This is a genomic window from Pseudomonas sp., assembly GCF_030690725.1.
Taxonomy (GTDB): Bacteria; Pseudomonadota; Gammaproteobacteria; order Pseudomonadales; family Pseudomonadaceae; genus Aquipseudomonas.
The window spans coordinates 175,413-201,256 of sequence record NZ_JAUYGD010000004.1 but is presented as its reverse complement, the minus strand read 5'-3'; the positions used below and the strand labels follow the sequence as shown (position 1 = coordinate 201,256).

Below are 25,844 nucleotides of genomic sequence, written 5' to 3'. Positions count from 1 at the left end.
GCAGCGCTTGAAGCCAATGGCCTGAAGCCTGAAACTAACGCCCATGAAAGACGCCAGCCCCAGCTACCTCAAGCACCACTTCCTGATCGCCATGCCGCACATGGCCGATCCGCATTTCGCGCAGACCGTCACCTACCTGATCGATCACAACGAGTTCGGCGCCATGGGCCTGGTGATCAACAAGCCCAACGGCCTCAACCTGGCTGACGTACTCGAACAGTTGCGCCCGGATGATGAACCGCCCGTGCTGTGCCAGAGCCTGCCGATCTTTAGCGGCGGCCCGGTGCAGACCGACCGCGGCTTTGTTCTGCATCCCAGCGGCCCGCAGTTTCAGGCGACCCTGGAGCTGGGTGAGCTGGGCTTGTCGACCTCGCAGGACGTGCTGTTCGCCATTGCCGATGGCACTGGCCCGGAGAAATACCTGATTACCCTCGGTTATGCCGGCTGGGAGGCTGGGCAGCTGGAAGCTGAACTGGCCGACAACGCCTGGCTGACCTGCCCAGCCGATAACACCATCCTCTTCGACCTGCCCTTCGACCAGCGCCTGAATGCCGCCGCCGCGCGCCTGGGCGTCAATCTCAGCCTGCTCACCTCACAAGCCGGGCACGCCTGATGGCCGAGGCGAATGTAAAACCGCTGCGCCTGCTGCTGGGCTTTGATTACGGCAGCAAACAGATCGGCGTTGCGGTCGGCCAGGTGATCACCGGCCAGGCCCGCGAGCTGTGCATCCTCAAGGCGCAGAACGGCGTGCCGGACTGGCAGAAGGTCGAAGCGCTGATCAAGGAGTGGCAACCGGACGCCATCGTGGTCGGTCTGCCGCTAAACATGGACGGCACGAAAAGCGAGATGAGCGAGCGTGCCGAGAAATTCGCCCGCCGCCTCAATGGCCGCTTTAACCTGCCCGTGCACACCCACGACGAACGCCTGACCACTTACGAGGCCAAGGGCCAGCGCCTGCAGCAGGGGCAGAACAGCGGCTACCGCGAACGCCCGGTCGACGCACTCGCAGCCGCCCTGCTGCTGCAAGGCTGGCTTGAAGAAAATTGCCTGGGCTAAGCCCCACTGAGATTGCATCTGGAGTGTTGCCATGAGCTTACCCAACCCGGCCGAACTGCTACCGCAAATGGCCGCCGCCCTGACCAGCCACCTGAATCAGCGGCAGATCAGCGAACCGCGCTTTATCGGCATCCGCACTGGTGGTGTCTGGGTCGCCCAGGCGCTGCTGGAAGCCCTCGGCCGCGACGACGCGCTGGGCATTCTCGATGTGTCCTTCTACCGTGACGACTTCACCCAGAATGGCCTGCACCCACAGGTGCAACCGTCCGAGCTGCCGTTCGAGATCGAAGGCCAACACCTGGTGCTGATCGATGACGTGCTGATGAGCGGCCGTACCATCCGCGCCGCGCTCAATGAGCTGTTCGACTACGGCCGCCCGGCCAGTGTAACCCTGGTCAGCCTGCTCGACCTGAATGCCCGCGAGCTGCCGATCCGCCCGGACGTAGTCGGCGCGACCCTGTCGCTGGACGGCGACCAGCGGGTAAAATTGTCCGGCCCCACGCCGCTGACCCTCGAATTCCAGACGCTTGCCCACTGAGACTCGCCAGATGACGACCATAGCCGCCAAGCGCCCGCTGCAGCTGAACGACCAAGGCCAACTGCGCCACTTCCTGTCCCTCGACGGCCTGCCCCGCGAGTTGCTGACGGAAATCCTCGACACCGCCGACTCCTTCCTCGAAGTCGGCGCACGCGCCGTGAAGAAAGTCCCGCTGCTACGCGGCAAGACCGTGTGCAACGTGTTCTTTGAGAACTCCACCCGCACCCGCACCACCTTCGAACTGGCGGCCCAGCGCCTGTCCGCCGACGTCATCACCCTCAACGTGTCGACCAGCTCGACCAGTAAAGGCGAAACCCTATTCGATACCCTGCGTAACCTTGAAGCCATGGCCGCCGACATCTTCGTCGTGCGCCATGCCGACTCCGGTGCCGCGCACTTTATTGCCGAGCATGTGTGCCCGAACCTGGCGATCATCAACGGTGGCGACGGCCGTCATGCCCACCCGACCCAGGGCATGCTCGATATGCTGACCATTCGCCGACATAAAGGCAGCTTCGAGAACCTCTCGGTGGCTATCGTCGGCGACATCCTGCACTCGCGAGTGGCGCGCTCGAATATGCTGGCGCTGAAGACCCTCGGCTGCCCGGATATCCGCGTGATCGCGCCGAAAACCCTGCTGCCGGTCGGCATCGAGCAATACGGCGTGACCGTTTACAGCGACCTCGCCGCCGGCCTCAAGGACGTCGACGTGGTGATCATGCTGCGCCTGCAACGTGAACGCATGACCGGCGGCCTGCTGCCCAGCGAAGGCGAGTTCTACCGCCTGTTCGGCCTGACCGAAGAACGCCTCAAGCTGGCCAAGCAGGATGCGCTGGTCATGCACCCAGGCCCAATCAACCGTGGCGTGGAGATCGAATCGGCAGTGGCCGATGGCCCACAGTCGGTGATTCTCAACCAGGTCACCTACGGCATCGCCGTGCGCATGGCCGTGCTGTCCATGGCCATGAGCGGGCAGACCGCGCAACGCCAACTCAACCTAGATGCCGAGGAGCAGAACTGATGCGCATCCGTATCCTCGGTGCCCGGGTTATCGACCCCAGCAGCGGCCTCGATCAACTTGCCGACCTTTATATCGAAAGCGGCAAGATCATCGCCATTGGCCAGGCACCGGCCGGCTTCGTCGCCGAGCAAAGCATTGACGCCCAAGGCCTGGTCGCCGCACCCGGGCTGGTCGACCTTAACGTCGCCCTGCGCGAGCCGGGCTATAGCCGCAAAGGCAGCATCGCCACGGAAACCCTGGCGGCAGCGGCCGGCGGCGTCACCAGCCTGTGCTGCCCACCCTTTACCAAACCGGTGCTGGACACCCCGGCGGTGGCCGAGCTGATCCTCGACCGCGCCCGCGAAGCCGGGCACACCAAGGTGTTCCCGATTGGCGCGCTGAGCAAAGGTCTGGAAGGCGAGCAGCTGGCCGAACTGGTAGCCCTGCGCGACGCCGGCTGCGTGGCCTTCGGCAACGGCCTGGACAGCTTCCGTAATAACCGCACCCTGCGCCGCGCTCTGGAATACGCAGCGACCTTCGACCTGACGGTGATCTTCCATTCCCAGGACCATGACCTCGCCGAAGGCGGCCTGGCCCACGAGGGCGCCACTGCCAGCTTCCTCGGCCTGCCAGGCATTCCGGAAAGCGCGGAAACCGTGGCCCTGGCCCGCGACCTGTTGCTGGTCGAGCAGACCGGCGTGCGTGCGCACTTCAGCCAGCTGACCAGCGCGCGCGGCGCCCAACTGATCGCCGACGCCCAGGCCCGCGGCCTGTCGGTTACCGCCGATGTGGCGCTGTATCAGCTGATCCTTACCGACGAAGCGCTCAGCGACTTCTCCAGCCTGTACCACGTACAACCGCCGCTGCGCACCGCTGCAGACCGCGATGGGCTGCGCGCCGCCGTGAAAAGCGGGGTAATCTCGGCCATTTCCAGCCACCACCAGCCACACGAGCGCGACGCCAAACTGGCCCCCTTCGGCGCTACCGAGCCGGGCATCAGCAGCGTGCAACTGTTACTGCCGCTGGCCATGAGCCTGGTGCAGGATGGCCTGCTCGACCTGCCTACCCTGCTCGCTCGCCTGAGCAGCGGCCCGGCGCAAGCGCTGCGCCTGCCCGCCGGCAACCTGAGCGTGGGCGCACCCGCCGACCTGCTGCTGTTTGACCCCCAGGCCTCGACCCTGGCCGGCGAAACCTGGTATTCGAAAGGCGCCAACTGCCCGTTTATCGGTCACTGCCTGCCCAGCGCCGTGCGTTTCACCCTGGTGGATGGGCACGTCAGCTACCAGGCTTAAAACCTGGCCCCACAAAAAATCCCGCCGCGGCGGGATTTTTTGTGTGCCTGAAATCAACCGCGTTCGGCGTTCTTGATCGACACCTGGGTGTTCAACGTCCAGAAGTCATACAACACGCCGAGCAGAAACAAGCCGCCGGTGCACAGGTAGATGATTCCGGTAATCCACTTGCCCTGGTACATGCGGTGCACGCCGAAAATGCCGAGGAAGGTCAGCAGAATCCAGGCGACGTTGTAATCAGTATCGCCAGCGGTAAAGCGCAGATCGGCTTCGCGATCCATCGCAGGGATCAGAAACAGGTCGATGATCCAGCCGATAAACAGCAGACCGAAAGTGAAAAACCAGATGGTCCCGGTTACCGGCTTGCCGTAGTAAAAACGGTGCGCGCCGAGAAAACCGAAAATCCACAGCAGATAGCCGATAAGTTTGCTGTGCGTGTCCTGTCGCTGCATAGATGTGCCTCCTAGTGGCTGGTAACGCTTTGACGCCACACTCTACGCAAGGTTCGCCGCCCGGGGAAATCCGCGACGCGATCAGCCATATCAACGCTTGATGCCTGCCGGTGATTGCTAAATACTGTATGCATAACCAGTTAAGCAGGCAGCACCATGCAGCTGATCGAAAAACTCACCGTCCTCGCCGACGCCGCCAAATACGACGCCTCCTGCGCCAGCAGCGGCGCCCCCAACCGCAGCTCCAAAGGTAAAAGCGGCATCGGCTCGACCAACGGCATGGGCATCTGCCACAGTTTTACCCCGGACGGGCGCTGCGTGGCGCTGCTGAAGATCCTGCTGACCAACTTCTGCCTGTATGACTGCCAGTACTGCGTCAACCGCCGCTCCAGTGACGTGCCACGCGCCCGTTTTACTCCGGAAGAAGTGGTGACCCTGACCCTCGACTTCTACAAGCGCAATTGCATCAGCGGACTGTTTCTCAGCTCAGGGATTATCCGCTCGGCCGACTACACCATGGAGCAGCTGATTCGCGTGGCAAAACTGCTGCGCGAAGAGCACGAGTTCCGCGGCTATATCCACCTCAAGACCATTCCCGACGCCGACCCGCTGCTGATCGCCGAAGCCGGGCGCTATGCCGATCGCCTTAGCGTGAATATCGAACTGCCCACCGAGAGCAGCCTGATCCGCCTGGCACCGGAGAAAAAGGTACTTACCATCAAGCAGGCCATGCACTCGATCCATCAGGGCGAGAGCGAATCCCGCGCAGAAATACGTGCGCCGCGTTTCGCCCCGGCGGGCCAGAGCACGCAGATGATCATTGGTGCCGACGCCACCGATGACAGCACCATCCTGCACACCGCCGCCTCGCTGTACGGCGACTACCGTCTGCGCCGGGTCTATTACTCAGCGTTCAGCCCGATCCCGCAAAGCCCCAACACCGTGCCATTCGAAGCGCCGCCCTTGCTACGCGAACATCGCCTGTATCAGGCCGACTTCCTGATGCGCGGCTACGGTTTCGAGGTCGGCGAACTGCTCAGCGGCCCCGGCAACCTGGCCCTGGATATCGACCCAAAACTGGCCTGGGCACTGAATAACCGCGAGCACTTCCCGGTCGACCTGAATCGCGCCGAACCCGCGATGATCGCCCGTGTGCCGGGCATCGGCGTACTCAGCGCGAAACGCCTGGTGGCCCTGCGCCGGCAGAAACGCATCCGCTTCGAGGATCTGACGCGGCTGCGCTGCGCCCTGGAAAAAGCCAAACCCTTTATCATCACCCAGGATTACCGCCCCCAACAGGCCACCCGCGAATCCCTGCTGCTGCGCCAGCAGCTCAGCGAAACACCCGCACAGATGGCGCTCTGGTAATGCGCCGCGCCCCATTCGACGGCAGCTTTGCCGGCTGGCGTGAAGTCGCCAGAAGCCTGTTGCAGCAAGGCGTGCCACCGCATCAGATCACCTGGCTGAGTGACGGCGACAGTGGCGGGCTGTTCGACCATGCGCCGGCACCCAGCAGCCCACCAGTGGCGAAACCGCTACTACGCATCCCCAAGCAGCTGCTGGAACTGCTACAGAACGCTGCATGTTTTCGCATCGAGGATCGCTGGAGCCTGCTCTATCGGATTCTCTGGCGGGTCGCCCAGGGTGATCGCGCCGCCATGCTGCCGGGGGACATCGATGGCAGCCAGCTGCACAAACGGCTCAAGGCGGTGCGCCGCGAAGCCCACCACCTGCATGCCTTTTTACGCTTTCATCCGCGCCCGGAACACGCCGAAGGACCACAATTGGTGGCCTGGCATGAGCCCGCCCATGACATCCTGGCCAGTGCCAGCGGGCACTTTGCCGAACGCCTGGGGCGCAGCACCTGGTTGATTGCCACGCCGGATGACGGCGTGTATTGGGATGGCCAGCGCCTGCATTACCAGCGGCCTTGCCCGAGTGAGTGGCAACGCCTGGCGCAAACGCCTGAGGATGATGGTGAAGCGTTGTGGCTGGCCTATTACGGCAGCACCTTCAACCCGGCGCGGCTGAATCGCAGCGTACTGGAGACCAGCATGCCCGTGCGCTTCTGGAAAAACCTACCGGAAGGCCCGCTGATCCCAAGGCTGATGAGCCAGGCTCGCGCCGGGGCGCAACGTGACGGCCAAGCCGAAGCAGTCGCGCGCCAGGGTGGCAAACGTATTCGCCACACCAGAGCGGAACTGCCACCGCTTAGCGAAAACGCCGACCCGGATCTTCTTCGCTAACTTCCAGCGACAAGCCCTGGGCCATGCTGCTCAGATGGTCGCCATCGGTTTCCGAACCGAGCTTGATCATCAGGCGCAGGTCGTTGGCCGAGTCCGCATACAGCAGCGCGTCTTCGTAGGTGATTTCACCCTGGCTGTAGAGGTTGTACAGCGCCTGGTCGAAGGTCTGCATGCCCTGCTCGGTGGAGCGCTTCATCAGCGCCTTGAGCTCGTGCACCTCGCCCTTGCGGATCAGGTCGGCAGCCAGCGGGGTGTTGATCAACACCTCAATCACCGCGCGGCGGCCCTTGCCGTCCGGGGTCGGAATCAGTTGCTGGGCGACGATGGCCTTGAGGTTGAGCGACAGATCCATCCACACCTGGTTCTGCCGGTCGGCCGGGAAGAAGTTGATGATGCGGTCCAGCGCCTGGTTGGCGTTGTTGGCGTGCAGGGTTGCCAAGCACAGGTGGCCGGTTTCGGCGAAGGCCACGGCGTGGTCCATGGTCTCGCGGGTACGCACCTCACCAATCAAAATCACATCTGGCGCCTGGCGCAGGGTGTTCTTCAGCGCGACTTCGAAGGACTCGGTATCGATGCCGACTTCGCGCTGGGTAACGATACAGCTCTGGTGCTGGTGGATATATTCGATCGGGTCTTCGATGGAGATGATATGGCCGCTGCTGTTCTTGTTGCGGTAGCCGATCATCGCCGCCAGAGAAGTCGATTTACCGGTACCGGTCGCACCGACAAACAGCACCAGACCGCGCTTGGTCAGGGCCAGCTTCTTGAGAATTTCCGGCAGTTTCAGCTCGTCCAGCGTCGGGATATTGGTCTCGATACGGCGCAGCACCATGCCAGCCAAGTTGCGCTGGTAGAAGGCGCTGACGCGGAAACGGCCAACGCCACGGGCGCTGATGGCGAAGTTGCATTCGTGATTTTCAGTAAAGTCGCGGCGCTGCTGCTCGTTCATCACCGCATGCACGGTTTCCCGGGTCTGCTCCGGCGACATGGGCGTCTTGGTGATCGGCATGATCTTGCCGTTGACCTTCATCGACGGCGGCACGCCAGCAGTAATAAACAGGTCGGAGCCGCCCTTTTCCACCATCAGGCGCAGCAGTTTTTCGAATTCCATCGTTGTTCGCCCATGTGCATCACGCGGTTATGCAAGGCCAGCGGCAGGTGCGTGGATTGCCGCTGGGCTGAACCCGACAGGCGATTGCCGGCCGGGTACTGTCGATTTAGAAATTTTCTGGCGTTTTGGCTTTCTCGCGCGCCGCTTCACGGCTGACGATGCCCTTGGATACCAGGGTCTTCAGGCAGGAATCCAGCGTCTGCATGCCCAGCGAACCACCGGTCTGGATCGCCGAGTACATCTGTGCCACCTTGTCCTCGCGGATCAGGTTACGGATGGCCGGGGTGCCGATCATGATTTCGTGGGCTGCCACACGACCGCCGCCGATCTTCTTCAGCAGGGTCTGCGAGATAACCGATTGCAGGGACTCGGAGAGCATGGAACGAACCATGGACTTCTCTTCGGCCGGGAATACGTCAACCACGCGGTCGATGGTCTTGGCCGCCGAGGTGGTGTGCAGGGTGCCAAACACCAAGTGACCGGTTTCTGCAGCAGTCAGGGCCAGGCGGATGGTTTCCAGGTCACGCATCTCGCCGACCAGGATGATGTCCGGGTCTTCCCGCAGCGCCGAACGCAGGGCTTCGGAGAAGCCGAGGGTGTCGCGATGCACCTCACGCTGGTTGATCAGGCACTTTTTCGATTCGTGAACGAATTCGATTGGGTCTTCAACGGTGAGGATGTGGTGGTATTTGTTGCTGTTTATATAGTCGAGCATTGCCGCCAGGGTGGTCGATTTGCCCGAACCGGTCGGCCCGGTCACCAGCACCAGACCACGCGGCACATCGGAAATCTTGCGGAAGATCTCGCCCATACCGAGGTCTTCCATGCTCAGCACTTTCGACGGAATGGTCCGGAATACCGCGCCAGAACCACGGTTCTGGTTGAAGGCGTTAACCCGGAAACGCGCCACGCCGGGCACTTCGAAGGAGAAGTCGGTCTCGAGAAATTCCTCGAAATCCTTGCGCTGCTTGTCGTTCATGATGTCGTAGATCAGTGCGTGCACCTGTTTATGGTCCAGCGCAGGCAAATTGATCCGGCGAACATCACCGTCGACCCGAATCATCGGAGGCAGGCCAGCGGAGAGATGCAGGTCCGATGCACCTTGCTTGGCGCTGAAGGCCAGCAATTCAGTGATATCCATGGGACTCCCTAATGACAGACAAGCAGGTAGAATGCCGCGAAACCCAGGCGGCGGGCGCAAGTAATGTCCACGATAGCAGAGAATATTGCAAAGGTCGGAGTGCGCATCCGTGAGGCGGCGCAAGCCTCGCAGCGAGATTGTGCGACGGTTGGCCTACTCGCGGTAAGCAAAACCAAACCGGCCGCAGCGATTCGCCAGGCGTTTGCCGCCGGTACCCGCGATTTTGGTGAGAACTACCTGCAGGAAGCCCTGGAAAAACAGCTCGAACTGAGCGATCTGCCGCTGACCTGGCACTTCATCGGTCCCATCCAGTCGAACAAGACCAAGCCCATCGCCGAGCACTTTGCCTGGGTGCATTCGGTGGATCGCCTGAAAATCGCCCAGCGCCTGTCTGATCAGCGCCCGGCGCATTTGCCTGCGCTGAATATCTGCCTGCAGGTAAATGTCAGTGGTGAGGCCAGCAAGTCTGGCTGCAACCCGGACGAGCTGCCGGCACTGGCACAAGCGGTTACACAACTGCCCAACCTGCGCTTGCGCGGATTGATGACAATCCCCGAGCCCACCGATGACCCCGGCGAGCAACGCGCCGCCTTCGCCCGCCTGCGTGAGCTGCAACACGGCTTGAACCTGGACCTCGACACCTTGTCCATGGGCATGAGCCATGACCTGGAAGCAGCGATTGCCGAAGGCGCGACCTGGGTGCGCATCGGTACCGCCTTGTTCGGCGCGCGCGACTACAGCAATAACTGATTGAGTTTGCCTTCAGCCTTATTAAGGAAGCCCGTTATGACCACTCCCCGCATTGCCTTTATCGGTGCCGGCAATATGGCCGCCAGCCTGATCGGCGGCCTGCGCGCCCAGGGCATCGACGCCAACGCCATTCGCGCCAGTGATCGCGGCGCCGAACAGCGCAGCAAAATCAGCGCCGAGCACGGCATCGAAACCTTTGCCAGCAACGCCGAGGCCATTCAGGGTGCGGACGTGATCGTGCTGTCGATCAAGCCGCAGGTGATGAAAGAGGTGTGCCAAGACCTCGCCGCGCATATCGGCGAGCAGCAGCTGGTGGTGTCGATTGCCGCCGGCATCAGCTGCGCCAGCCTGGAAAGCTGGCTTGGCCCGCGCGCCATTGTGCGCTGCATGCCCAACACGCCCGCGCTGCTGCGTCAGGGCGTTAGCGGCCTGTATGGCAATGCTCAGGTTTCGCCGGCCCAGCGCCAGCAGGCCGAACAGCTGCTCAGCGCCGTCGGCCTGGCGCTGTGGCTGGATCAGGAAGCGCAGATCGATGCCGTGACCGCCGTGTCCGGCAGCGGCCCGGCGTATTTCTTCCTGCTGATCGAAGCCATGACCGCCGCCGGCGAGAAGCTTGGCCTACCGCGCGAGACCGCCGCCCAGCTGACCCTGCACACCGCCCTCGGCGCCGCCCGTATGGCCGTGGCCAGCGATGTCGATGCCAGCGAACTGCGCCGCCGGGTAACCTCACCGGCCGGCACCACCGAAGCGGCGATCAAGACCTTCCAGGCCGACGGCTTCGAAGCCCTGGTCGAAAAAGCCCTGAACGCCGCCGCCCACCGCTCTGCCGAGCTGGCCGAACAACTGGGTCAATAAGGAACGAAAATGATCGGACTCAACACCGCCGCCGTTTATATCCTGCAGACCATTGGCAGCCTGTACCTGCTGATCGTGCTGCTGCGCTTTATCCTGCAACTGGTGCGGGCAGACTTCTACAACCCGGTCAGCCAGTTCATCGTGCGCGCCACCCATCCGCTGCTGAAACCGCTGCGCAAGATCATCCCGAGCCTGGCCGGGCTTGATCTGGCATCTCTGGTGCTGGCGATTGTGCTGCAGCTGCTGCTGATGGCTGTAACCCTGCTGCTGCTCGGCTATGGCCTGGACAACCCGCTGCAACTGCTGGTGTGGTCGATCATTGGCGTCACCGCGCTGTTCCTCAAGGTGTTCTTCTTCGCCCTGATCATCAGCGTGATCCTCTCTTGGGTAGCCCAAGGCAGTCATAACCCCACCGCCATGCTGATCAACCAGATCTGCGAACCGCTGCTGTCGCCGATCCGCCGCATCCTGCCGAGCATGGGCGGGCTGGATCTGTCGCCCATCGTCGCGTTCCTGCTGCTCAACCTGATCGACATGCTGGTGATCCGCAACCTGGCGATCATGACCGGCATGTACAAAGGCCTGAGCCTGGCGATCTGACTCCGAGCGGCGGATGAGCCACTTTCGCTGGGACGGCGCCGACCTGATTCTCGAGTGCCACCTGCAGCCCAAAGCGAGCAAAGATGAATTCGCTGGGCTGCACGGTGATCGAGTGAAAATCCGCCTCACCGCGCCGCCCGTGGATGGCAAGGCCAACGCCCAGTTGCTGGCCTTTCTCGCCAGCGTGTTTGCCATGAGCAAAAGCCAGGTCAGCCTGGAAAGCGGCCAGCAAAGCCGGCAAAAGCGCGTGCGCATCAGACAACCGCAGCGCCTGCCAGACGAACTTGCACTGACCGCTCGGTCACTCTGACCGACCATAAGGCGGGCGTGCGACGACATGCAATTGACGCCATAGCTGCGACCCGCATAATGCCAAGCAGGTCAATCCACGAACGTCGTGGATCTGGCGTAATTCCACAGGCTTTAAAGCGTTATCTGCCGCGTCGGCTTGCTGCGCGGCATCGTTCAATGTGTGCCCGACTCAACCTGGGTGCCGTATAGCCCCAGTCGCCCCACAATGGATGCGCCAACCGGAGGAAAGCCCAGGATGAGCATGGAACGTCTCAGTCAGCAGGTCGATGCTTACGTCACCTGGAAGCGCGAGCTGATGCGCGAAATCACCCGCTATCGCAGCTGGCTGGTGACCAATCGGCTGAACTCCGAGGCCGTGGAAGCCAAGCTTGAGCGCGCGCTGAAACTGCTGCGCACCGACCACATCACCCTGGCCTTTGTCGGCGAGTTCTCGCGCGGCAAGACCGAGCTGATCAACAGCCTGTTCTTCTCCTCCTATGGCCAGCGCATGCTGCCGTCCCAGGCGGGGCGTACCACCATGTGCCCCACCGAGCTGTTCTTCGACCCACGCTCGGAGCGCTCCTATATCCGCCTGCTGCCGATCGAGACCCGCGTGTCCGAGGCCAGCGTGGCGCAGTTCAAACGTATTCCACGGCACTGGGTCAATATCCCACTGGACCTCAGCGACCCGGACAATATGGTCCAGGCCTTTGTCCAGGTCGCACGGACCAAACCCATGCCGGTCGAACAGGCGATTGCCCTGGGCTTCCACCCGGACATGCTGGAAAGCACCAATAAACCCGGCGAAGTACTGGTGCCGGCTTGGCGCCACGCCATGGTCAACTTCGACCACCCGCTGCTGCGCCAGGGCCTGCGCATTCTCGACACCCCAGGCCTGAATGCCCTGGGCAGCGAGCCGGAGCTGACCCTGTCGATGCTGCCCAGCGCCCAGGCGATCATCTTCCTGCTGTCCGCCGACACCGGCGTGACCGCCAGCGATATGGCCGTGTGGCAACAACATATCCGCCAGCTCGACGAAGACACCCAGACCAGCCTGTTCGCCGTGCTGAACAAGATCGACGTGCTCTGGGATGACCTGGCCGGCGAAGCCTTTGTGCAGAACGCCATCCGCCAGATCCAGACCAGCACCGCGCGCCAGCTCGGTATCCGCGTCGAGGACGTACTGCCGCTGTCGGCCAAGCAGGCGATGCTGGCAAAAGTGCGCAAAGATCCGGAGCTGCTGGCTCGCAGCCAGATGAGCAACCTGGAAAACCTGCTCTGCGAGCGCATCATCGCGCAGAAGGAACGCCTGCTCGAAGACCGCGTGGTCAATCAGGTGCTCGCCCTGCTGCAGAACAGCCAGCACGTGCTCAACCTGCGCCTGGAAAAGGTCAACGAACAGCAGGCGCTGCTGAGCAACCATCAGCACGACAACGGCCAGATGCTGTTCGAGCTGACCGCCAAGACCAAAGAAGACCACAGCCAGCACCACAAACGCCTGCTGGGCCTGAAAACCAACCAGCGCCTACTCAAGCGTCAGGGCGACCTGCTGCGCCATGCCTCACGCAGCGAGCGCCTGGACGAACACCTGAACAAGGTGCGCAAGAATCTCACCGGCAGCTGGACCACTCTGGGTATCAACCAGGCCATCCTGCATTTCTTCCGCAGCGTGGAGCAGGACCTGCACAACCTGGCGCAGGAAGCCGAGATGGCCAACAAGATGGTTGCGGCCATCTACCGTCGGCACAACGAAGAGAACCCGCTGCACGGCGTCGACGCCCCGCAGTTCAACGTCAATCGCTACCTGCGTGAACTCAAGCAGCAGCAGACCAAGGCCGACCAGTTCCGCCTGCAGCTGAAAACCCTGCTGACCGAACAGCGCAGCCTGACCAAGCGCTTCTTCGCCACCCTGGTACAGGAAGTGATCGGCCTGCACCAGCGCATGCGCCAGGAAGCCGAACAGTGGGCCAGCGATGCGCTGATGCCGCTGATGCAGCACACCCTGGAACACAAGCAGTTGCTGGAAACCCACATGCTGCGGCTCAAGGCCCTGGCCCAGGAAACCCAGCAGTCGCGCCAGCGCGGCCAGCAACTGGCGCGTTACAGCAGCGAGCTGGAGCAGCAACTGGCGCAGGCCAACGACATGCTGCGCATCCTGCGTCGCCCTGCACCCGTGCAGCGCCAGGGCAAGGTGGTCAACCTGCCAGGGGCTGCGCGCCCGCATAGCATCGGCGAATAGCCCTAGACTTCAGCACCGCCACATCCGCCGTACCCCAGCCGCCCCATGCGCTTGCCGCCTGGGGCGGCGCTTTTAGGGTCTGTTCCCGTTTCGTGCGCAGCCGCGCCGGAGCCAGTTTTTACGCGAGGCAAGGCACGAGACACGAAGTTTGGTTGTTCCAAATGAGTGTCGAGAAACGCTGCATCGCGTAAAAACTGGCCCGGCCCTGCGGGTTGCGCGAAAAATTTCGCCATGCGGTGTTGGAGGACTTGGCAAGGGAACAACCATTACCTGCGCCCTCCGCCTAGCCTGGCGAAATTTTGCGCAGCAACGCGGCTTGCGACGAAATGGGAACAGACCCTAGACTGCGGCCTTCTTTTATTGCGAGCAGGGTCGATGTCGACTGCCTTTCCCCAAGACTCTGTTGGCCTGGTAACTCCGCAGGTACTGCACTTTGCAGACCCTCTGGCGCTGGCCTGCGGGCGCAGCCTGGCCGACTACCAACTGATCTTCGAAACCTATGGCGAGCTGAATGCCACGGCCAGCAACGCCGTGCTGATCTGCCACGCCCTATCCGGCCATCACCATGCCGCCGGTTATCACAGCGCGGACGACCGTAAACCGGGCTGGTGGGACAGCTGTATCGGCCCTGGCAAACCCATCGACACCAACAAGTTCTTCGTCGTCAGCCTGAACAACCTTGGCGGCTGCAACGGCTCCACCGGCCCCAGCAGCATCAACCCGGCGACCGGCAAACCCTTCGGCGCCGACTTCCCGGTGATGACAGTGGAAGACTGGGTGCACAGCCAGGCGCGACTGGCCGATAACCTCGGTATCCGCCAGTGGGCCGCGGTGATCGGCGGCAGCCTGGGCGGCATGCAGGCTATGCAATGGACCATCAGCTACCCCGAGCGCGTGCGCCACTGCCTGGCGATTGCCTCGGCCCCCAAACTATCGGCGCAGAACATCGCCTTCAACGAAGTGGCGCGCCAGGCGATCCTCACCGATCCGCAGTTCCACGGCGGGCACTTCCAGGAACAGGGCGTAATCCCCAAGCGCGGGCTGATGCTGGCGCGCATGGTCGGCCACATCACCTACCTGTCGGATGACGCCATGGGCGAGAAATTCGGCCGTGGCCTGAAAAGCGAAAAGCTCAACTACGACTTCCACAGCGTCGAGTTTCAGGTGGAAAGCTACCTGCGTTACCAGGGTGAGGAGTTCTCCGGGCGCTTTGACGCCAACACCTACCTGCTCATGACCAAGGCGCTGGACTACTTCGATCCGGCCGCGTCCTTCGATGGCGATCTGGCCAAGACATTGGCGCATGTCACAGCTGACTTCTGCGTGATGTCCTTCACCACCGACTGGCGTTTCTCGCCGGCACGCTCGCGGGAAATCGTCGATGCGCTGACCGCTGCGCGGAAAAATGTCTGCTACCTGGAAATCGACGCGCCCCAGGGCCACGATGCCTTCCTGATGCCGATCCCGCGCTACCTGCAGGCGTTCGACAGCTATATGAAACGGATTAAGGTGTAGCCATGCGCGCGGATCTCGAAATCATCCAAGAGTGGATTCCTGCGGGTAGCCGGGTGCTCGATCTGGGTTGCGGCAATGGCGAGCTGCTCGCCTGGCTGGCCGAGCACAAGCAGGTCAGCGGCTACGGCCTGGAAATCGATGCGGAGAATATCGCCCAGTGCGTGAGCAAGGGCGTCAACGTGATCGAGCAAAACCTCGACAAGGGTCTGGGCAACTTCGCCAGCAACAGCTTCGACGTGGTGGTCATGACCCAGTCGCTGCAAGCCCTGCATTACCCGGACAAGGTGCTGGCGGAGATGCTGCGGGTCGGCAAGACCTGCATCATCACCTTCCCCAACTTCGGCCACTGGCACTGCCGCTGGTACCTCACTACCAAGGGCCGTATGCCGGTGTCGGACTTTCTCCCGTACACCTGGTTCAATACGCCGAACATCCACTTCTGCACCTTCGAAGACTTCGAAAACCTGTGCCACGACCAGGGCGCGAAAGTCATGGATCGCCTGGCCGTAGACCGCGACCACCGGCACGGCTGGGCCAGCCGGATCTGGCCTAATCTGTTAGGTGAAATCGGCATTTACCGGATCAGCGGGCCTACGGCCGAAGACCTGCAGATCGCCAACTAGGCGGCTGCACTGCACGATTAGCTACTAGGAGAACCTTATGCGTCGCATTGCACTACTGTTTATCGCCCTGTGCCTGAGCCTGCCGGCGCTGGCTGAACGCAAGCAGACCTTCGGCGATCTCGACGTGCACTACATCGCCTTCAATTCCGGCTTTCTGCAACCGGATATCGCCGCAGCCAATGGCCTGGTGCGCAGCAAGACCCAGGGCGTGGTGAACATTTCCGTGCTCAAGGCCGGCACCGCCAGCAGCGCCAGTGTCAGTGGTGAAGTGAAGGACCTGGTCGGCCGCAGCCAGCCGCTGACCTTCAAGCAGATCAACGAAGGCGCAGCCATCTATTACCTGGCCCAGTTCCCCTTTACCCAGCGGGAACTGCTGCGCTTCACCATCAACGTGCGCGCTGCCGATGGCGTGGCGCACAGCTTCAATTTCAACCAGGAATTCTTCCCAGACGAATGATGGCCCTGAATACATGATGCATTTCAACGAGCTTGTACTCGCCAGCCATAACGCCGGCAAACTTAAAGAGCTGCAAGCCATGCTCGGCAGCAGCGTGCGCGTGCGCTCGGTCGGCGAATTTTCCATGGTCGAGCCGGAAGAAACCGGCCTGTCGTTTATCGAAAACGCCATTCTCAAGGCGCGCAATGCCGCGCGACTATCGGGTTTGCCGGCGCTGGCCGATGACTCCGGCCTGGCGGTGGATTTTCTCGGCGGTGCGCCGGGCATCTACTCGGCGCGCTATGCCGATGGCCAGGGTGATGCGGCGAATAACGCCAAGCTGCTCGACGCGCTGAAAGATGTTCCAGATGCCGAGCGCGGCGCACAGTTCGTCTGCTGCCTGGCGCTGGTGCGACATGCCGACGACCCATTGCCAATCATCTGCGAAGGTCTCTGGCATGGGCGCATCCTGCACGCCGCACAGGGCGTGGAAGGTTTCGGCTACGACCCGCTGTTCTGGGTGCCCGAGCGCGACTGCTCCAGCGCCGAGCTGCCAGCGGCCGAGAAAAACCAGATCAGCCACCGCGCCCGCGCCATGGCCCTGTTGAAACAGCGGCTGGGCCTGGCATGACCACGGCGTCCGGCGTCGGCTTCGAGCTGCCGCCACTTGCACTCTACGTGCACATCCCCTGGTGCGTGAAGAAGTGCCCGTATTGCGACTTCAACTCCCATGCCGCCGGGCCAACCCTGCCGGAAGAAGAGTACGTCGACGCCCTGCTGGCGGATCTGGATGCCGATCTGGCGCAGGTGCATAAGCGGCCGCTGAGTTCGATCTTCTTTGGCGGCGGCACGCCCAGCCTGTTTTCGGCCAAAGCCCTCGGTCGCCTGCTTGAGGGCGTGGAGCGGCGTGTGCCGTTTGCCGCCGATATCGAAATCACCCTGGAAGCCAACCCCGGCACCTTCGAGCAGGCCAAGTTCAAGGACTACCGCAGCCTGGGCATCAATCGCCTGTCGATTGGCGTACAGAGTTTCCAGGCGCCCAAGCTGATCGCCCTGGGGCGCATCCACGACGGCGATGAAGCGGTGCACGCAGCGGATATGGCGCGCGCCGCCGGCTTCGACAATTTCAACCTGGACCTGATGCACGGCCTGCCGGATCAATCCATCGAGGATGCCCTCAGCGACTTGCGCATCGCCATCGCCCAGGGGCCGACGCACCTGTCGTGGTATCAGCTGACGGTTGAGCCGAACACGGTGTTCTGGAACCAGCCGCCGGTGATGCCCGAGGACGATATTCTCTGGGACATTCAGGAAGCCGGGCAGGCTCTGCTGGCCGCCGAAGGTTACGCGCAGTATGAAGTTTCAGCCTACGCCCAGCCTGGCAAGGCGGCGCGGCACAACCTGAATTACTGGACCTTTGGCGATTTTCTCGGCATAGGCGCCGGCGCCCACGCCAAGCTTAGTGCGCCGGACGGGCGCATCAGCCGCAGCTGGAAAACCCGCCTGCCCAAGGACTACCTGGACCGCAGCAAGCGCTTCAACGCTGGCGAGCGCGCCCTTAGCGCCGATGAATTGCCCTTCGAATTTCTGATGAATGTGCTGCGCCTCACGGACGGCGTCGCCAGCGAGCTGTTCACTCAGCGCACCGGTCTGCCGCTCAGCCAGCTCGCTGCCGCGCGCGCCGAAGCCCAGCAACGCGGCCTGCTGCACAGCGACCCGACACGCCTGAGCGCTACCCGCGAAGGCCAGCTGTTTCTCAATGATCTGCTGCAACACTTTCTACCCTGACGCATGCGCCCACCCGGCTAAGGAAACCTGATGGACCTGCTACTCGACCTGATCGTCACCCTGTCGCGCTGGAGCCGCAGCCACCTCTACGACATCTCTCTGGCGATTATCGCGACGCTGTTGGTGCTGTTCGGGCCAGGGGTCAATGCCTGGGTGCAGCGCAATACCAGCAGCATGAATTTCATCTTGCGTACGCTGATCTTCGTGCTGCTCTGCGCGGTCGGCTACGGCCTGCTGATCGTCTTCGCCACGCCGTACCTGGCCAAGGGCCTGGGTTTCTTCAACAATTTCACCCTGGCCCCGGTGCTGATTTTGGTGTTCTTTATCATCGGCATCCTCGCCGACCGCAGCTAAGCTGCGCCCACTGATCGACAGCCCGGTCACGGGCTCTCGACTGCAGTTGCCAACTGAAGCGCGCATCACGCCCTGGCAACAAATCGCCGACTGACTGTGACGATCATCGCAGATCGCCATCACGCCTCAACATACGCCGGCTTTTTTCATTAGCCTTGCGCCCCCAACACTGCTCGCAGTACTGGTTGCAGCCGTTTCTCCCGTCCGAACAGCGCCTCCAGCCTTCCCTTGCCCGACTTCGCGTCAGCTGCGGCAGTGCATTACGGCCACACATATTGATGCCCTTGCCATGATCACGCCTGCCCTGCGCCATCTGTTCCGCCTGCTACTGCTGCACACAGCCCTGTTGCTAAGCATCGCCAGCCAGGCCAATGCCTCAACCGAAGCATCTGCGCAGAGCGAGGACAGCTGGACCATCAATATGCAGAACGCGGAAATTCGCGACTTTATCGAGCAGATTTCCAGCATCAGCGGGCAGACCTTTATCATCGACCCGCGGGTAAAAGGTCAGGTCACGGTGATCGCCCAGCAGCCGATGAATATCGCCGAGATCTACAAGCTGTTCCTCTCGGTGATGAGCACCCACGGTTTCGCCGTGATGCCGCAGGGCAATCAGCTGAGCATCATCCCCAGCAGCGAGGCCAAGACCACCGCCGGTAGCCACGGCAACCTGGAAACCCGCGTGCTGCAGGTGCAGCATGGCGCCGCCAACGACCTGCTGCCGCTGATCCGTCCGCTGGTGGCCAACCACGGCCACCTGGCTGCCGTGCCTTCATCCAACAGCCTGATCATCAGCGACACCCCGGCCAATATCGCCCGTATCGACGAAATCATCCGCCAGCTGGACAGCCAGAATCAGGACGACTTCAGCGTTTATGACCTGCGCCACGCCTGGGTCCACGAGCTGGCGGCGGTGATCAACAGCTCACTGAAAAACGCTCAGGCCAGCGGCGCCCAGGTGATCGCCGACACCCGCGCCAATCGCCTGCTGCTGCTCGGCCCCAGCGACGCCCGCGCGCGCCTGTTGAAGCTGGCGCAGAGCCTCGACACGCCCAGCTCGCGCTCGACCAATACCCGGGTTATCCGCCTGCGCCATGGTGATGCCAAGGAGATGGCGAAGACCCTCGGCGACTTCGGCGACAACCTGAGCCAAAGCCAGGGCAGTGAAAACGCCGCACCGCTGAAGCTGATGATTCGCGCCGACGAGAGCCTTAACGCCATCGTCATCATGGCCGAAGCCGATATCGTCAATATGTTCGAGGACCTGGTACGCCAGCTGGATATACCCCGCGCCCAGGTGCTGGTGGAAGCGGCCATCGTCGAGATGTCCGGCGACATCAATGACGCCCTCGGCGTGCAATGGGCCATCGATGGCCGCAACGGCGGTGGTCTGGGCGGCGTCAATTTCAGCAATGCTGGGCTGTCGGTCGGCACCCTGCTTGGCGCCATCGCCAGCGAGAACCCCGCCGAGCTGGCCAAGGCGCTGCCCAACGGGGCGATTTTCGGGGTCGGCAACGACAACTTCGGCGCGCTGATCACCGCACTGTCCTCGACCGGCAAAAGCAACCTGATCTCCACCCCCACCCTGCTGACCCTGGACAACCAGGCCGCCGAGATTCTGGTCGGGCAGAATGTGCCGTTCCAGACCGGCTCCTACACCACCGACGCCGCCGGCTCGAGCAACCCCTTCACCACCATCGAACGCAAGGACATCGGCGTGACCCTCAAGGTCACCCCGCATATCAATGAAGGCGCCACCCTGCGCCTGGTGATCGAGCAGGAAATCTCCTCCATCGCCCCGAGCACCGGACTGAATGCCCAGGCGGTGGATCTGGTCACCAACAAACGCTCGATCAAGAGCACTGTGTTGGCCGATGACGGCCAGGTGATCGTGCTCGGCGGCCTGATTCAGGACGACATCACCAGCAGTGAGAGCAAGGTGCCGCTGCTTGGCGATATTCCCGGCGTCGGCCGGCTATTCCGTTCAACCCGCGAAGCCCGGCAGAAACGCAACCTGATGGTGTTCCTGCGTCCCACCGTGGCGCGTGACGGTGTCGGCCTGGCCAACCTGAGCCTGGGCAAATACCGTGACCTGCGCCTGCTCGGCCAGGCCAACGGTTACGACCATCTGCCGCAGCAGGCCCACGCCTTGTTCGACCAGGGCATTGAGGCACCCGCGACCGACCTGCGCCAGCCGGCCAAAGCCATCCCGGCAAAACCGAGCAAGACCCTGATCGAGACGCCCAAGCCTGTCGACCCCGCCACCCTCGGCGATGGTCGTGGCGGCGAGAGCAAACCCCAGGTTGCAGCGCGCCGCCACACCATCCAGCTGGTCGAGGGCAGCAACCGCGAATTTATGCAGGCTCTGCTGGAGCGCCACCCCAAACAACCGCTGCGCCTGGCCGAGCGCGAGCAGGACGGGGAAACCCGCTACGTCGTGCTCTATGGCAGTTACCCGAGCCGCGAGACCGCGCTTAAAGCCCTGGCCGCCCTGCCCGAACAGCTGCCCAAACGCGGCGCCAGCGCCCTGCCCGAGTAAGCAACCAGGCGTTGCGGCACCACGCCGCAACGGCATGGCCGAGCGGCGTGGAACTGTGCCCCATTCCGAGCGAGACGTGGCACACCCTGGATATGAGACCAACGTTCAAATTAAACAAGCTGGCCCTGCCCATACCCTCTGCCTGTGAACTGCATAGCGAATAACCACAGAGGCTCTACCTAGACTGCGCGACTTCAACTTTCCAGACTAATGGAGCAGTCGCATGTCAAAACGCTGGATTACAGCCGCAGTCGCCACCGCCATTGTCGGCGGCGTCCTGGGGGTCGTGCTCTCGGCTGACCTTGAGCCAAAGCCAAGCCAAGCGGCATCGAATAACAATCCCGACAGCAAATCGTCCGCGCCCAGCGCAAGCACGGCCGCATCCGCCAGCCCAGCAGCCAGCCAAGGCGCCAGCAGCGTCTCCACCCTGCAGGCCAAACCGCCCGTGGCCACCAGCAGCGCCGCGCAGGCCACGCTCTGGGATGCCGGCTCACTGCAGGAAACCGAGAGCAACGGCATTACCCAGCACCTGACCCAGGTCGACCCTGAGCAACTCAACAACCTGGCGCTCGGTCAGGTGGTTTCCCTGGCACTACCGGGGCGCAGCAGCCCGACTCGCGCCAGCCTCGGCGAAACCCGCAACACCGCCGGCAGCGCCGTATGGCAAGGCAGCCTGATCGATGGCGACGAGGTGGAAAGCATGACCCTGGTCAAGGGCGCGCTGGAGACCCATATCACCGTCGCCACGCTCGACGGCAGCCTGTCGATCATCATCGATAACGCCACGGGCAAGACGGTGATCACCGATGAGAACCAACTGGTACTGCGCGCCGATCCCAATGACCACCTGCACTACGACCATAAAGAACTGGCCCCGCTGCCACCGCCCACCCAGGGCTGATCGCCTTCTTACTCAAATCGCACAAGGAACGCTGATATGAAGAAAGTGCAATGGCTCTCTGCCCTCGCACTGGCCCTGACCGCCCATAGCGCCCAGGCCAACCCGCAAACCGTCGACATCATGGTGCTCTACACCAAAGACGCGCAGAGCCTGCCCAACGGCCGTGATATCGACGCACGCATCGCCAGCTATATCGAATACACCAACACGGCCTACGCCAAAAGCGGCGTGAATATCCGCCTGCGCCTGGTGCACAAACAGCTGCTCGACTGGGCTAACTACTACGACGTGTCCGGCGCCAACCTCAACAAGTTCACCGACGACGCCCAGGTAAAGCGCCTGCGTGAGCAATACGGCGCCGACGTGGTACAGCTGATCAATCGCACCACCCAAGGCCAGGGTTATGGCATCTGCGGTATCGCCTGGATGGGCACTGGCGCGAAGAACAGCGACCGCTTCAACAGCGGTGCCAAGGAAATGGCCTATGGCCTGACTGGCGTCGACTGCAGCCTCAGCACCTTCGCCCACGAAGCCGGCCACAATATGGGCCTGCGCCACTCCTATGAGCAGGACCAGCAGGAAGGCTACTACAACGCCAACGGCCACAACGGCACCCACGAATGGAGCCGTGGCTACGGTGTCCAGGGTCAGTTCAGCACCATCATGGCGTACCCGCAGGTCTTCAATGCTCGCCGTCAGGCGCCGGTATTTTCCAACCCACGGCTGAATGACGCCGACTGCGCCAACCAGCCCTGCGGCATGCCGGATCGCTCCGATGCCGTGCGCGCGCTCAACGCCATGGCCGGGCAGATTGCCGCCTTCCGCGCCACCCAGGTGCCAGTCACCACTAACCCCGGTACCGGCAACCCAACCACGCCGCCGACCGAGCTGCCCTGGTGCAGCAAGCCAGCGCTCAAGGGCCTGGTCAGCAACGGCGAGTTCAACAGCAACGAAGGCTGGCGTGCGCTGTTCGGTCAGGCGCAGCTGAGCCTTGTGAATGTGGCACTGAACTGCCGCGACAATGCGCTGCAAATGGACGCGCAGTCCTTCGACGTACTGGCCACACCGGTCACTGGCCTGACTGCTGGCACGCAATATCGCCTGAAAGCCAAGGCCATGCTCAAGGCCCGCGACAGCCGTGAAAACGTGCGCGTGGCGATCCTCCAGGAAAGCACCGACGGCCGCTTTACCTACAGCGCCGAGCAGACGGTCAGCCTGTCCGTAACTGGCAACGAGTTCAGCCGCCTGGAAAAAGCCTTCACCTACACAACGCCAAGCAACGTGCGCAATCTGTATGTGGCGATCTGGAGCGACAGCGGCAGCAGCCTGCTGGTTGATGAAGTCGAACTGCAGGAAGTCCAGGCCGCCGCGCCTCCTGTACCACCTGCACCAACCCAGTTCGGCTGGAACTTCGAGAACGGCATTGGTGGCTGGTCTGGTTTCCATGGCAGCGCCCGCGCCAGCACCTTTGCCAGCGGCAGCCGCCAGGCCTTGGAAGCCTATCAGCGTCAGTACGAAGGCGCCGGTGCCAGCGTCAGCCTGCTCGGCAATGTCCAGGCGGGTAATCGTTACCGCGTTTCGGCCGACCTGAGCATTGGCCGCAGCAGCGCGGTCAGCGCCATCGCCTACGCCTACCTGTATGTCGAAGACAGCAATGGCCGTGGCCAGTACCTGCCGCTTGGCCAGCGCTCCACCCGTGGTGGCAGTTGGAGCAAGCTGCAGCACGAGGTGCAGCTGCCAGCCGGTACGCTGCGCCGCGTCGACCTGCTGATCCTGGGCACCCAACGCAGCGAGTCGCTGTTTATCGACAACGTCAGCATCGGCAAGCTGTAAACACCCAGTAGTACCCAAGCCCATGGCTGCCTTAGCAGTCATGGGCTTTTTCATTAAGGATTTTTTATGCTGCAGCCCAATAAACCAGCCCAGCCCGTCGCCTCGGAGCATCTGATCACGGGCCTGTGCCTGCTGCTTCTGCTCGCTGGCAGCCTCAGCCTGGCCTATCAGGGCGCGGCGTTCTGGCGCTTACTGCACAGCCCAATCAACCTGGCGCCCGTGCAGCACGCCCCCGTGCAGCCGGTTATCGATCAGCAGCAACTGGCGGGACTGTTCGGCCTCCCTCTACTCGACAGCGGCGGCCCGGCTCCGGCTACCTCCTTGCAACTGACCTTGATGGCCGCCTTCAACCATCCACAAAGCAGCCGCTCCAGCGCCATTATTGGCCAGGCCGGCCTGCCCCCGGCGCGCTTTATGGTCGGTGCCACCATCGCCCCAGGCGTCACTCTGGAGAGCGTACAGCGCCAGCATGTCACCCTGCTCCGTCAGGGTCGCCGCGAGAGCCTGCATTTCCCGGACAAACCCAGCCAGCCACTTACACCTGCAGCCAACCCCATCGCGACCGGGTTGCTTAGTCAGGCCAGCAGCCGCAACTAAAAACCCGCCGCTGATATCTCGATCGGCACGATCTCGAACCGATCCTGCTTGGAGATCAGCTGAAACGCCCGCAGCTTGGCATCGCCATAGCCTTGCGCATTGGTAAAGCGGTCATGCACCAGGACGATCAGGTCCGGATAGGGAAACACCCCAGCATTGAAGTGGCCGACCGCCAGCAGCTCGCTGGTTTCGCGCTGCACCAGCGGCGGCGTCAGGCGCACCAGCTGACCACGGTGATAGACCCGGTAATGGCTGCTCTTGCCCAAGGCAAAACTGCTTTGATTGAATTGGCGGATCGACCAACTGCCGGCCACCTCCTGAATGCTGCGCTCGCCCTGGGTGCTGCAACCGACCAGCAGTGCAACCCCCAGCAGCAGATAGCGTTTTAGTCGTCGCATAACACCTCCCTGGCATCTTCCACTAAAAATCTATTGGAACGGTTTGATCGCCACCTTGAGCACACCGTCGCGCTGATTCGCAAATAGATCATAGGCTGCGACGATGTCATCCAGCGAATACTGGTGGGTCACCAGCGCGCCGAAGTCGACTCTCCCGGAAGCCACCACATTGATCAGCCGACGCATGCGCTCCTTGCCGCCTGGACACAGCGAGGTGACGATCTTGTGGTCGCCCAAGCCGGCATGGAAAGCACCCAGCGGGATTACCAGATCCGTCGAATACACTCCAAGACTGGACAGCGTGCCGCCAGGCTTGAGTACCCGCAGTGCGCTTTCGAAGGTGGACTGCAGGCCCAGCGCCTCGATGGCCGCATCCACACCGCGGCCACCGGTCAGGCGCAGAATCTCCTCGACCACATCCACCTGATTGAAGTTGAGGGTGACGTCGGCTCCCATCTTGCGGGCGATCTGCAGGCGCTGCTCGACACCATCGACCACAATGATGGTGCTCGCACCGCGCAGCTTGGCGCCGGCCGTGGCGCACAAGCCAATCGGCCCTTGCGCGAAGATCGCCACCACATCGCCGATCTTGATCTTGGCCGCTTCCGCGCCGGCAAACCCGGTGGACATGATGTCCGGGCACATCAGCACCTGCTCATCAGTCAGGCCATCCGGCACCGGGGCCAGGTTGCCCTGAGCATCGGGCACCAGCACATATTCGGCCTGGGTGCCGTCGATGCTGTTGCCGAAGCGCCAGCCTCCCATGGGTTTGTAGCCATGACAGCTGCAACCGCCATCCTGGGAGGAATAACCGTCCTGGCTGGCGTAAGAACTGAAGCTTGGGCAGATGGCCCCGGCAATCACCCGCTGCCCTTCGTGGTAACCCTGCACGTTGCTGCCCAGTTTCTCGATGATGCCGACCGGTTCATGGCCGATGGTCAGCCCCTTGGCTACCGGATACTCACCCTTGAGGATATGCACATCGGTGCCGCAGATGGTCGTGGTGGTGATCCGCACCAGCGCATCATTGGGCCCCACTGGCGGAATGGGCTTGTCCACCAGTTCGATGCGCCCAGGCTCGATAAATACTGCCGCTTTCATCATGCTCATGGTCAGGCTCCTTGTATGCGCTAGCACAGAGCCCTGACTGTAGCTGGATGACAACCCTGCATACTTGTCCTGTATCAACGCCCGACGCAGGCAAAGCGCTGCCCACAGAACAGCCCTTGTGGATCTCCAGCCATAAAAAAACCGCCTGCGAAGAGGCGGTTTTTTCAGTGCTACCGAGG

Annotated in this window: 27 protein-coding genes; 22 read left to right on the top strand and 5 right to left on the bottom strand. The window is 62.4% G+C overall.

The features are described 5' to 3' along the window. Window positions 1-43 precede the first annotated feature (43 nt). The 5 genes from Q8O69_RS01330 to Q8O69_RS01310 are packed head-to-tail and all read left to right on the top strand — an operon-like array spanning window position 44 to window position 3,886. Entirely contained in the window at window positions 44-613 is a 570-nt protein-coding gene (locus tag Q8O69_RS01330) for a YqgE/AlgH family protein (RefSeq protein WP_305589103.1), read from the top strand. Then, complete coding sequence (gene ruvX, locus Q8O69_RS01325; RefSeq protein WP_305589101.1) at window positions 613-1,056, top strand: Holliday junction resolvase RuvX; 444 nt, start codon at window positions 613-615, stop codon at window positions 1,054-1,056. The genes Q8O69_RS01330 and ruvX overlap by 1 nt, the downstream gene beginning before the upstream one ends. 31 nt (window positions 1,057-1,087) lie before the next feature. After that, complete coding sequence (pyrR, locus tag Q8O69_RS01320; RefSeq protein WP_305589100.1) at window positions 1,088-1,594, top strand: bifunctional pyr operon transcriptional regulator/uracil phosphoribosyltransferase PyrR; 507 nt, start codon at window positions 1,088-1,090, stop codon at window positions 1,592-1,594. Window positions 1,595-1,604: 10 nt separating this feature from the next. Continuing rightward, on the top strand, window positions 1,605-2,615 hold the full coding sequence (locus Q8O69_RS01315) for an aspartate carbamoyltransferase catalytic subunit (RefSeq protein ID WP_305589099.1): 1,011 nt from the start codon (window positions 1,605-1,607) through the stop codon (window positions 2,613-2,615). Beyond that, complete coding sequence (locus Q8O69_RS01310) at window positions 2,615-3,886, top strand: dihydroorotase (protein WP_305589098.1); 1,272 nt, start codon at window positions 2,615-2,617, stop codon at window positions 3,884-3,886. Before Q8O69_RS01315 ends, Q8O69_RS01310 begins: the two co-directional genes overlap by 1 nt. A 53-nt stretch (window positions 3,887-3,939) precedes the next feature. Here the strand turns inward: Q8O69_RS01310 and Q8O69_RS01305 are convergent, their stop codons facing one another. Continuing rightward, complete coding sequence (locus Q8O69_RS01305; protein ID WP_305589097.1) at window positions 3,940-4,338, bottom strand: TM2 domain-containing protein; 399 nt, start codon at window positions 4,336-4,338, stop codon at window positions 3,940-3,942. A gap of 156 nt (window positions 4,339-4,494) precedes the next feature. Between Q8O69_RS01305 and Q8O69_RS01300 the strand changes: the two genes are divergently transcribed. Then, window positions 4,495-5,706, top strand: a complete 1,212-nt coding sequence (locus Q8O69_RS01300; protein ID WP_305589096.1) for a putative DNA modification/repair radical SAM protein — start codon at window positions 4,495-4,497, stop codon at window positions 5,704-5,706. Beyond that, entirely contained in the window at window positions 5,706-6,584 is an 879-nt protein-coding gene (locus tag Q8O69_RS01295) for a TIGR03915 family putative DNA repair protein (protein WP_305589095.1), read from the top strand. The genes Q8O69_RS01300 and Q8O69_RS01295 overlap by 1 nt, the downstream gene beginning before the upstream one ends. Here Q8O69_RS01295 and Q8O69_RS01290 read toward each other — a convergent pair. Together Q8O69_RS01290 and Q8O69_RS01285 are read right to left on the bottom strand one after the other, a co-directional pair. Then, the gene (locus Q8O69_RS01290) at window positions 6,550-7,695 is read right to left on the bottom strand and encodes a PilT/PilU family type 4a pilus ATPase (RefSeq protein ID WP_275960388.1); all 1,146 of its coding nucleotides are present in this window, start codon (window positions 7,693-7,695) and stop codon (window positions 6,550-6,552) included. The two genes, Q8O69_RS01295 and Q8O69_RS01290, sit on opposite strands and share 35 nt — an antisense overlap. A 106-nt stretch (window positions 7,696-7,801) precedes the next feature. Continuing rightward, window positions 7,802-8,836, bottom strand: coding sequence for a type IV pilus twitching motility protein PilT (locus Q8O69_RS01285; RefSeq protein WP_090240439.1), 1,035 nt, complete (start codon window positions 8,834-8,836; stop codon window positions 7,802-7,804). Window positions 8,837-8,899: 63 nt separating this feature from the next. Here Q8O69_RS01285 and Q8O69_RS01280 point away from each other — a divergent pair, with 63 nt between their 5' ends. The 15 genes from Q8O69_RS01280 to Q8O69_RS01210 all read left to right on the top strand — a co-directional run bounded on the left by Q8O69_RS01280 (window position 8,900) and on the right by Q8O69_RS01210 (window position 24,157). Continuing rightward, complete coding sequence (locus tag Q8O69_RS01280; protein WP_305589094.1) at window positions 8,900-9,586, top strand: YggS family pyridoxal phosphate-dependent enzyme; 687 nt, start codon at window positions 8,900-8,902, stop codon at window positions 9,584-9,586. Between the two features lie 36 nt (window positions 9,587-9,622). Next, on the top strand, window positions 9,623-10,441 hold the full coding sequence (gene proC, locus Q8O69_RS01275; protein WP_305589093.1) for a pyrroline-5-carboxylate reductase: 819 nt from the start codon (window positions 9,623-9,625) through the stop codon (window positions 10,439-10,441). 9 nt (window positions 10,442-10,450) lie between these two features. Beyond that, a complete protein-coding gene (locus Q8O69_RS01270; protein WP_305589092.1) occupies window positions 10,451-11,041 on the top strand; it encodes a YggT family protein in 591 nt (196 codons plus the stop codon). Window positions 11,042-11,054: 13 nt separating this feature from the next. Further along, entirely contained in the window at window positions 11,055-11,351 is a 297-nt protein-coding gene (locus Q8O69_RS01265) for a DUF167 domain-containing protein (RefSeq protein WP_305589091.1), read from the top strand. Between the two features lie 237 nt (window positions 11,352-11,588). Then, entirely contained in the window at window positions 11,589-13,571 is a 1,983-nt protein-coding gene (locus Q8O69_RS01260; protein WP_305589090.1) for a dynamin-like GTPase family protein, read from the top strand. A gap of 375 nt (window positions 13,572-13,946) precedes the next feature. After that, window positions 13,947-15,086 (top strand): homoserine O-acetyltransferase, encoded by a 1,140-nt coding sequence (locus tag Q8O69_RS01255; RefSeq protein WP_305589089.1) that lies wholly within the window; start codon window positions 13,947-13,949, stop codon window positions 15,084-15,086. 2 nt (window positions 15,087-15,088) lie between these two features. Beyond that, entirely contained in the window at window positions 15,089-15,709 is a 621-nt protein-coding gene (metW, locus tag Q8O69_RS01250) for a methionine biosynthesis protein MetW (protein WP_305589087.1), read from the top strand. 37 nt (window positions 15,710-15,746) lie between these two features. Next, window positions 15,747-16,166 carry a DUF4426 domain-containing protein gene (locus tag Q8O69_RS01245; RefSeq protein ID WP_305589085.1) on the top strand — a complete coding sequence of 140 codons (420 nt, stop codon included), beginning with the start codon at window positions 15,747-15,749 and terminating at the stop codon, window positions 16,164-16,166. A 13-nt stretch (window positions 16,167-16,179) separates the two neighbouring features. Then, window positions 16,180-16,776, top strand: coding sequence for an RdgB/HAM1 family non-canonical purine NTP pyrophosphatase (rdgB, locus tag Q8O69_RS01240; RefSeq protein WP_305589083.1), 597 nt, complete (start codon window positions 16,180-16,182; stop codon window positions 16,774-16,776). Then, window positions 16,773-17,933: a radical SAM family heme chaperone HemW gene (gene hemW / locus Q8O69_RS01235; protein ID WP_305589081.1), complete on the top strand. Its 1,161-nt coding sequence runs from the start codon at window positions 16,773-16,775 to the stop codon at window positions 17,931-17,933. Before rdgB ends, hemW begins: the two co-directional genes overlap by 4 nt. Window positions 17,934-17,963: 30 nt before the next feature. Further along, the gene (locus Q8O69_RS01230; RefSeq protein WP_275960375.1) at window positions 17,964-18,287 is read left to right on the top strand and encodes a DUF3392 domain-containing protein; all 324 of its coding nucleotides are present in this window, start codon (window positions 17,964-17,966) and stop codon (window positions 18,285-18,287) included. Window positions 18,288-18,576: 289 nt separating this feature from the next. Next, window positions 18,577-20,826 (top strand): type II secretion system secretin GspD, encoded by a 2,250-nt coding sequence (gene gspD, locus Q8O69_RS01225; protein ID WP_305589080.1) that lies wholly within the window; start codon window positions 18,577-18,579, stop codon window positions 20,824-20,826. A gap of 223 nt (window positions 20,827-21,049) precedes the next feature. Beyond that, a complete protein-coding gene (locus Q8O69_RS01220; RefSeq protein ID WP_305589078.1) occupies window positions 21,050-21,727 on the top strand; it encodes a hypothetical protein in 678 nt (225 codons plus the stop codon). 36 nt (window positions 21,728-21,763) lie between these two features. Beyond that, on the top strand, window positions 21,764-23,560 hold the full coding sequence (locus tag Q8O69_RS01215) for a zinc-dependent metalloprotease family protein (RefSeq protein WP_305589077.1): 1,797 nt from the start codon (window positions 21,764-21,766) through the stop codon (window positions 23,558-23,560). A 66-nt stretch (window positions 23,561-23,626) separates the two neighbouring features. Continuing rightward, window positions 23,627-24,157, top strand: a complete 531-nt coding sequence (locus tag Q8O69_RS01210; protein ID WP_305589076.1) for a type II secretion system protein N — start codon at window positions 23,627-23,629, stop codon at window positions 24,155-24,157. On the opposite strand, the gene Q8O69_RS01205 is transcribed toward Q8O69_RS01210, so the two are convergent. Together Q8O69_RS01205 and Q8O69_RS01200 are read right to left on the bottom strand one after the other, a co-directional pair. Then, window positions 24,154-24,555 (bottom strand): hypothetical protein, encoded by a 402-nt coding sequence (locus tag Q8O69_RS01205; RefSeq protein WP_305589075.1) that lies wholly within the window; start codon window positions 24,553-24,555, stop codon window positions 24,154-24,156. The two genes, Q8O69_RS01210 and Q8O69_RS01205, sit on opposite strands and share 4 nt — an antisense overlap. 30 nt (window positions 24,556-24,585) lie before the next feature. Continuing rightward, window positions 24,586-25,665, bottom strand: coding sequence for an NAD(P)-dependent alcohol dehydrogenase (locus Q8O69_RS01200; protein WP_305589074.1), 1,080 nt, complete (start codon window positions 25,663-25,665; stop codon window positions 24,586-24,588). Window positions 25,666-25,844 lie beyond the last annotated feature (179 nt).

Coding starts and splice junctions, on each gene's coding strand:
- Q8O69_RS01330 (WP_305589103.1), top strand. CDS start 44: ATGAAAGACGCCAGCCCCAGCTACCTCAAGCACCACTTCCTGATCGCC.
- ruvX (WP_305589101.1), top strand. CDS start 613: ATGGCCGAGGCGAATGTAAAACCGCTGCGCCTGCTGCTGGGCTTTGAT.
- pyrR (WP_305589100.1), top strand. CDS start 1,088: ATGAGCTTACCCAACCCGGCCGAACTGCTACCGCAAATGGCCGCCGCC.
- Q8O69_RS01315 (WP_305589099.1), top strand. CDS start 1,605: ATGACGACCATAGCCGCCAAGCGCCCGCTGCAGCTGAACGACCAAGGC.
- Q8O69_RS01310 (WP_305589098.1), top strand. CDS start 2,615: ATGCGCATCCGTATCCTCGGTGCCCGGGTTATCGACCCCAGCAGCGGC.
- Q8O69_RS01305 (WP_305589097.1), bottom strand. CDS start 4,338: ATGCAGCGACAGGACACGCACAGCAAACTTATCGGCTATCTGCTGTGG.
- Q8O69_RS01300 (WP_305589096.1), top strand. CDS start 4,495: ATGCAGCTGATCGAAAAACTCACCGTCCTCGCCGACGCCGCCAAATAC.
- Q8O69_RS01295 (WP_305589095.1), top strand. CDS start 5,706: ATGCGCCGCGCCCCATTCGACGGCAGCTTTGCCGGCTGGCGTGAAGTC.
- Q8O69_RS01290 (WP_275960388.1), bottom strand. CDS start 7,695: ATGGAATTCGAAAAACTGCTGCGCCTGATGGTGGAAAAGGGCGGCTCC.
- Q8O69_RS01285 (WP_090240439.1), bottom strand. CDS start 8,836: ATGGATATCACTGAATTGCTGGCCTTCAGCGCCAAGCAAGGTGCATCG.
- Q8O69_RS01280 (WP_305589094.1), top strand. CDS start 8,900: ATGTCCACGATAGCAGAGAATATTGCAAAGGTCGGAGTGCGCATCCGT.
- proC (WP_305589093.1), top strand. CDS start 9,623: ATGACCACTCCCCGCATTGCCTTTATCGGTGCCGGCAATATGGCCGCC.
- Q8O69_RS01270 (WP_305589092.1), top strand. CDS start 10,451: ATGATCGGACTCAACACCGCCGCCGTTTATATCCTGCAGACCATTGGC.
- Q8O69_RS01265 (WP_305589091.1), top strand. CDS start 11,055: ATGAGCCACTTTCGCTGGGACGGCGCCGACCTGATTCTCGAGTGCCAC.
- Q8O69_RS01260 (WP_305589090.1), top strand. CDS start 11,589: ATGAGCATGGAACGTCTCAGTCAGCAGGTCGATGCTTACGTCACCTGG.
- Q8O69_RS01255 (WP_305589089.1), top strand. CDS start 13,947: ATGTCGACTGCCTTTCCCCAAGACTCTGTTGGCCTGGTAACTCCGCAG.
- metW (WP_305589087.1), top strand. CDS start 15,089: ATGCGCGCGGATCTCGAAATCATCCAAGAGTGGATTCCTGCGGGTAGC.
- Q8O69_RS01245 (WP_305589085.1), top strand. CDS start 15,747: ATGCGTCGCATTGCACTACTGTTTATCGCCCTGTGCCTGAGCCTGCCG.
- rdgB (WP_305589083.1), top strand. CDS start 16,180: ATGATGCATTTCAACGAGCTTGTACTCGCCAGCCATAACGCCGGCAAA.
- hemW (WP_305589081.1), top strand. CDS start 16,773: ATGACCACGGCGTCCGGCGTCGGCTTCGAGCTGCCGCCACTTGCACTC.
- Q8O69_RS01230 (WP_275960375.1), top strand. CDS start 17,964: ATGGACCTGCTACTCGACCTGATCGTCACCCTGTCGCGCTGGAGCCGC.
- gspD (WP_305589080.1), top strand. CDS start 18,577: ATGATCACGCCTGCCCTGCGCCATCTGTTCCGCCTGCTACTGCTGCAC.
- Q8O69_RS01220 (WP_305589078.1), top strand. CDS start 21,050: ATGTCAAAACGCTGGATTACAGCCGCAGTCGCCACCGCCATTGTCGGC.
- Q8O69_RS01215 (WP_305589077.1), top strand. CDS start 21,764: ATGAAGAAAGTGCAATGGCTCTCTGCCCTCGCACTGGCCCTGACCGCC.
- Q8O69_RS01210 (WP_305589076.1), top strand. CDS start 23,627: ATGCTGCAGCCCAATAAACCAGCCCAGCCCGTCGCCTCGGAGCATCTG.
- Q8O69_RS01205 (WP_305589075.1), bottom strand. CDS start 24,555: ATGCGACGACTAAAACGCTATCTGCTGCTGGGGGTTGCACTGCTGGTC.
- Q8O69_RS01200 (WP_305589074.1), bottom strand. CDS start 25,665: ATGAGCATGATGAAAGCGGCAGTATTTATCGAGCCTGGGCGCATCGAA.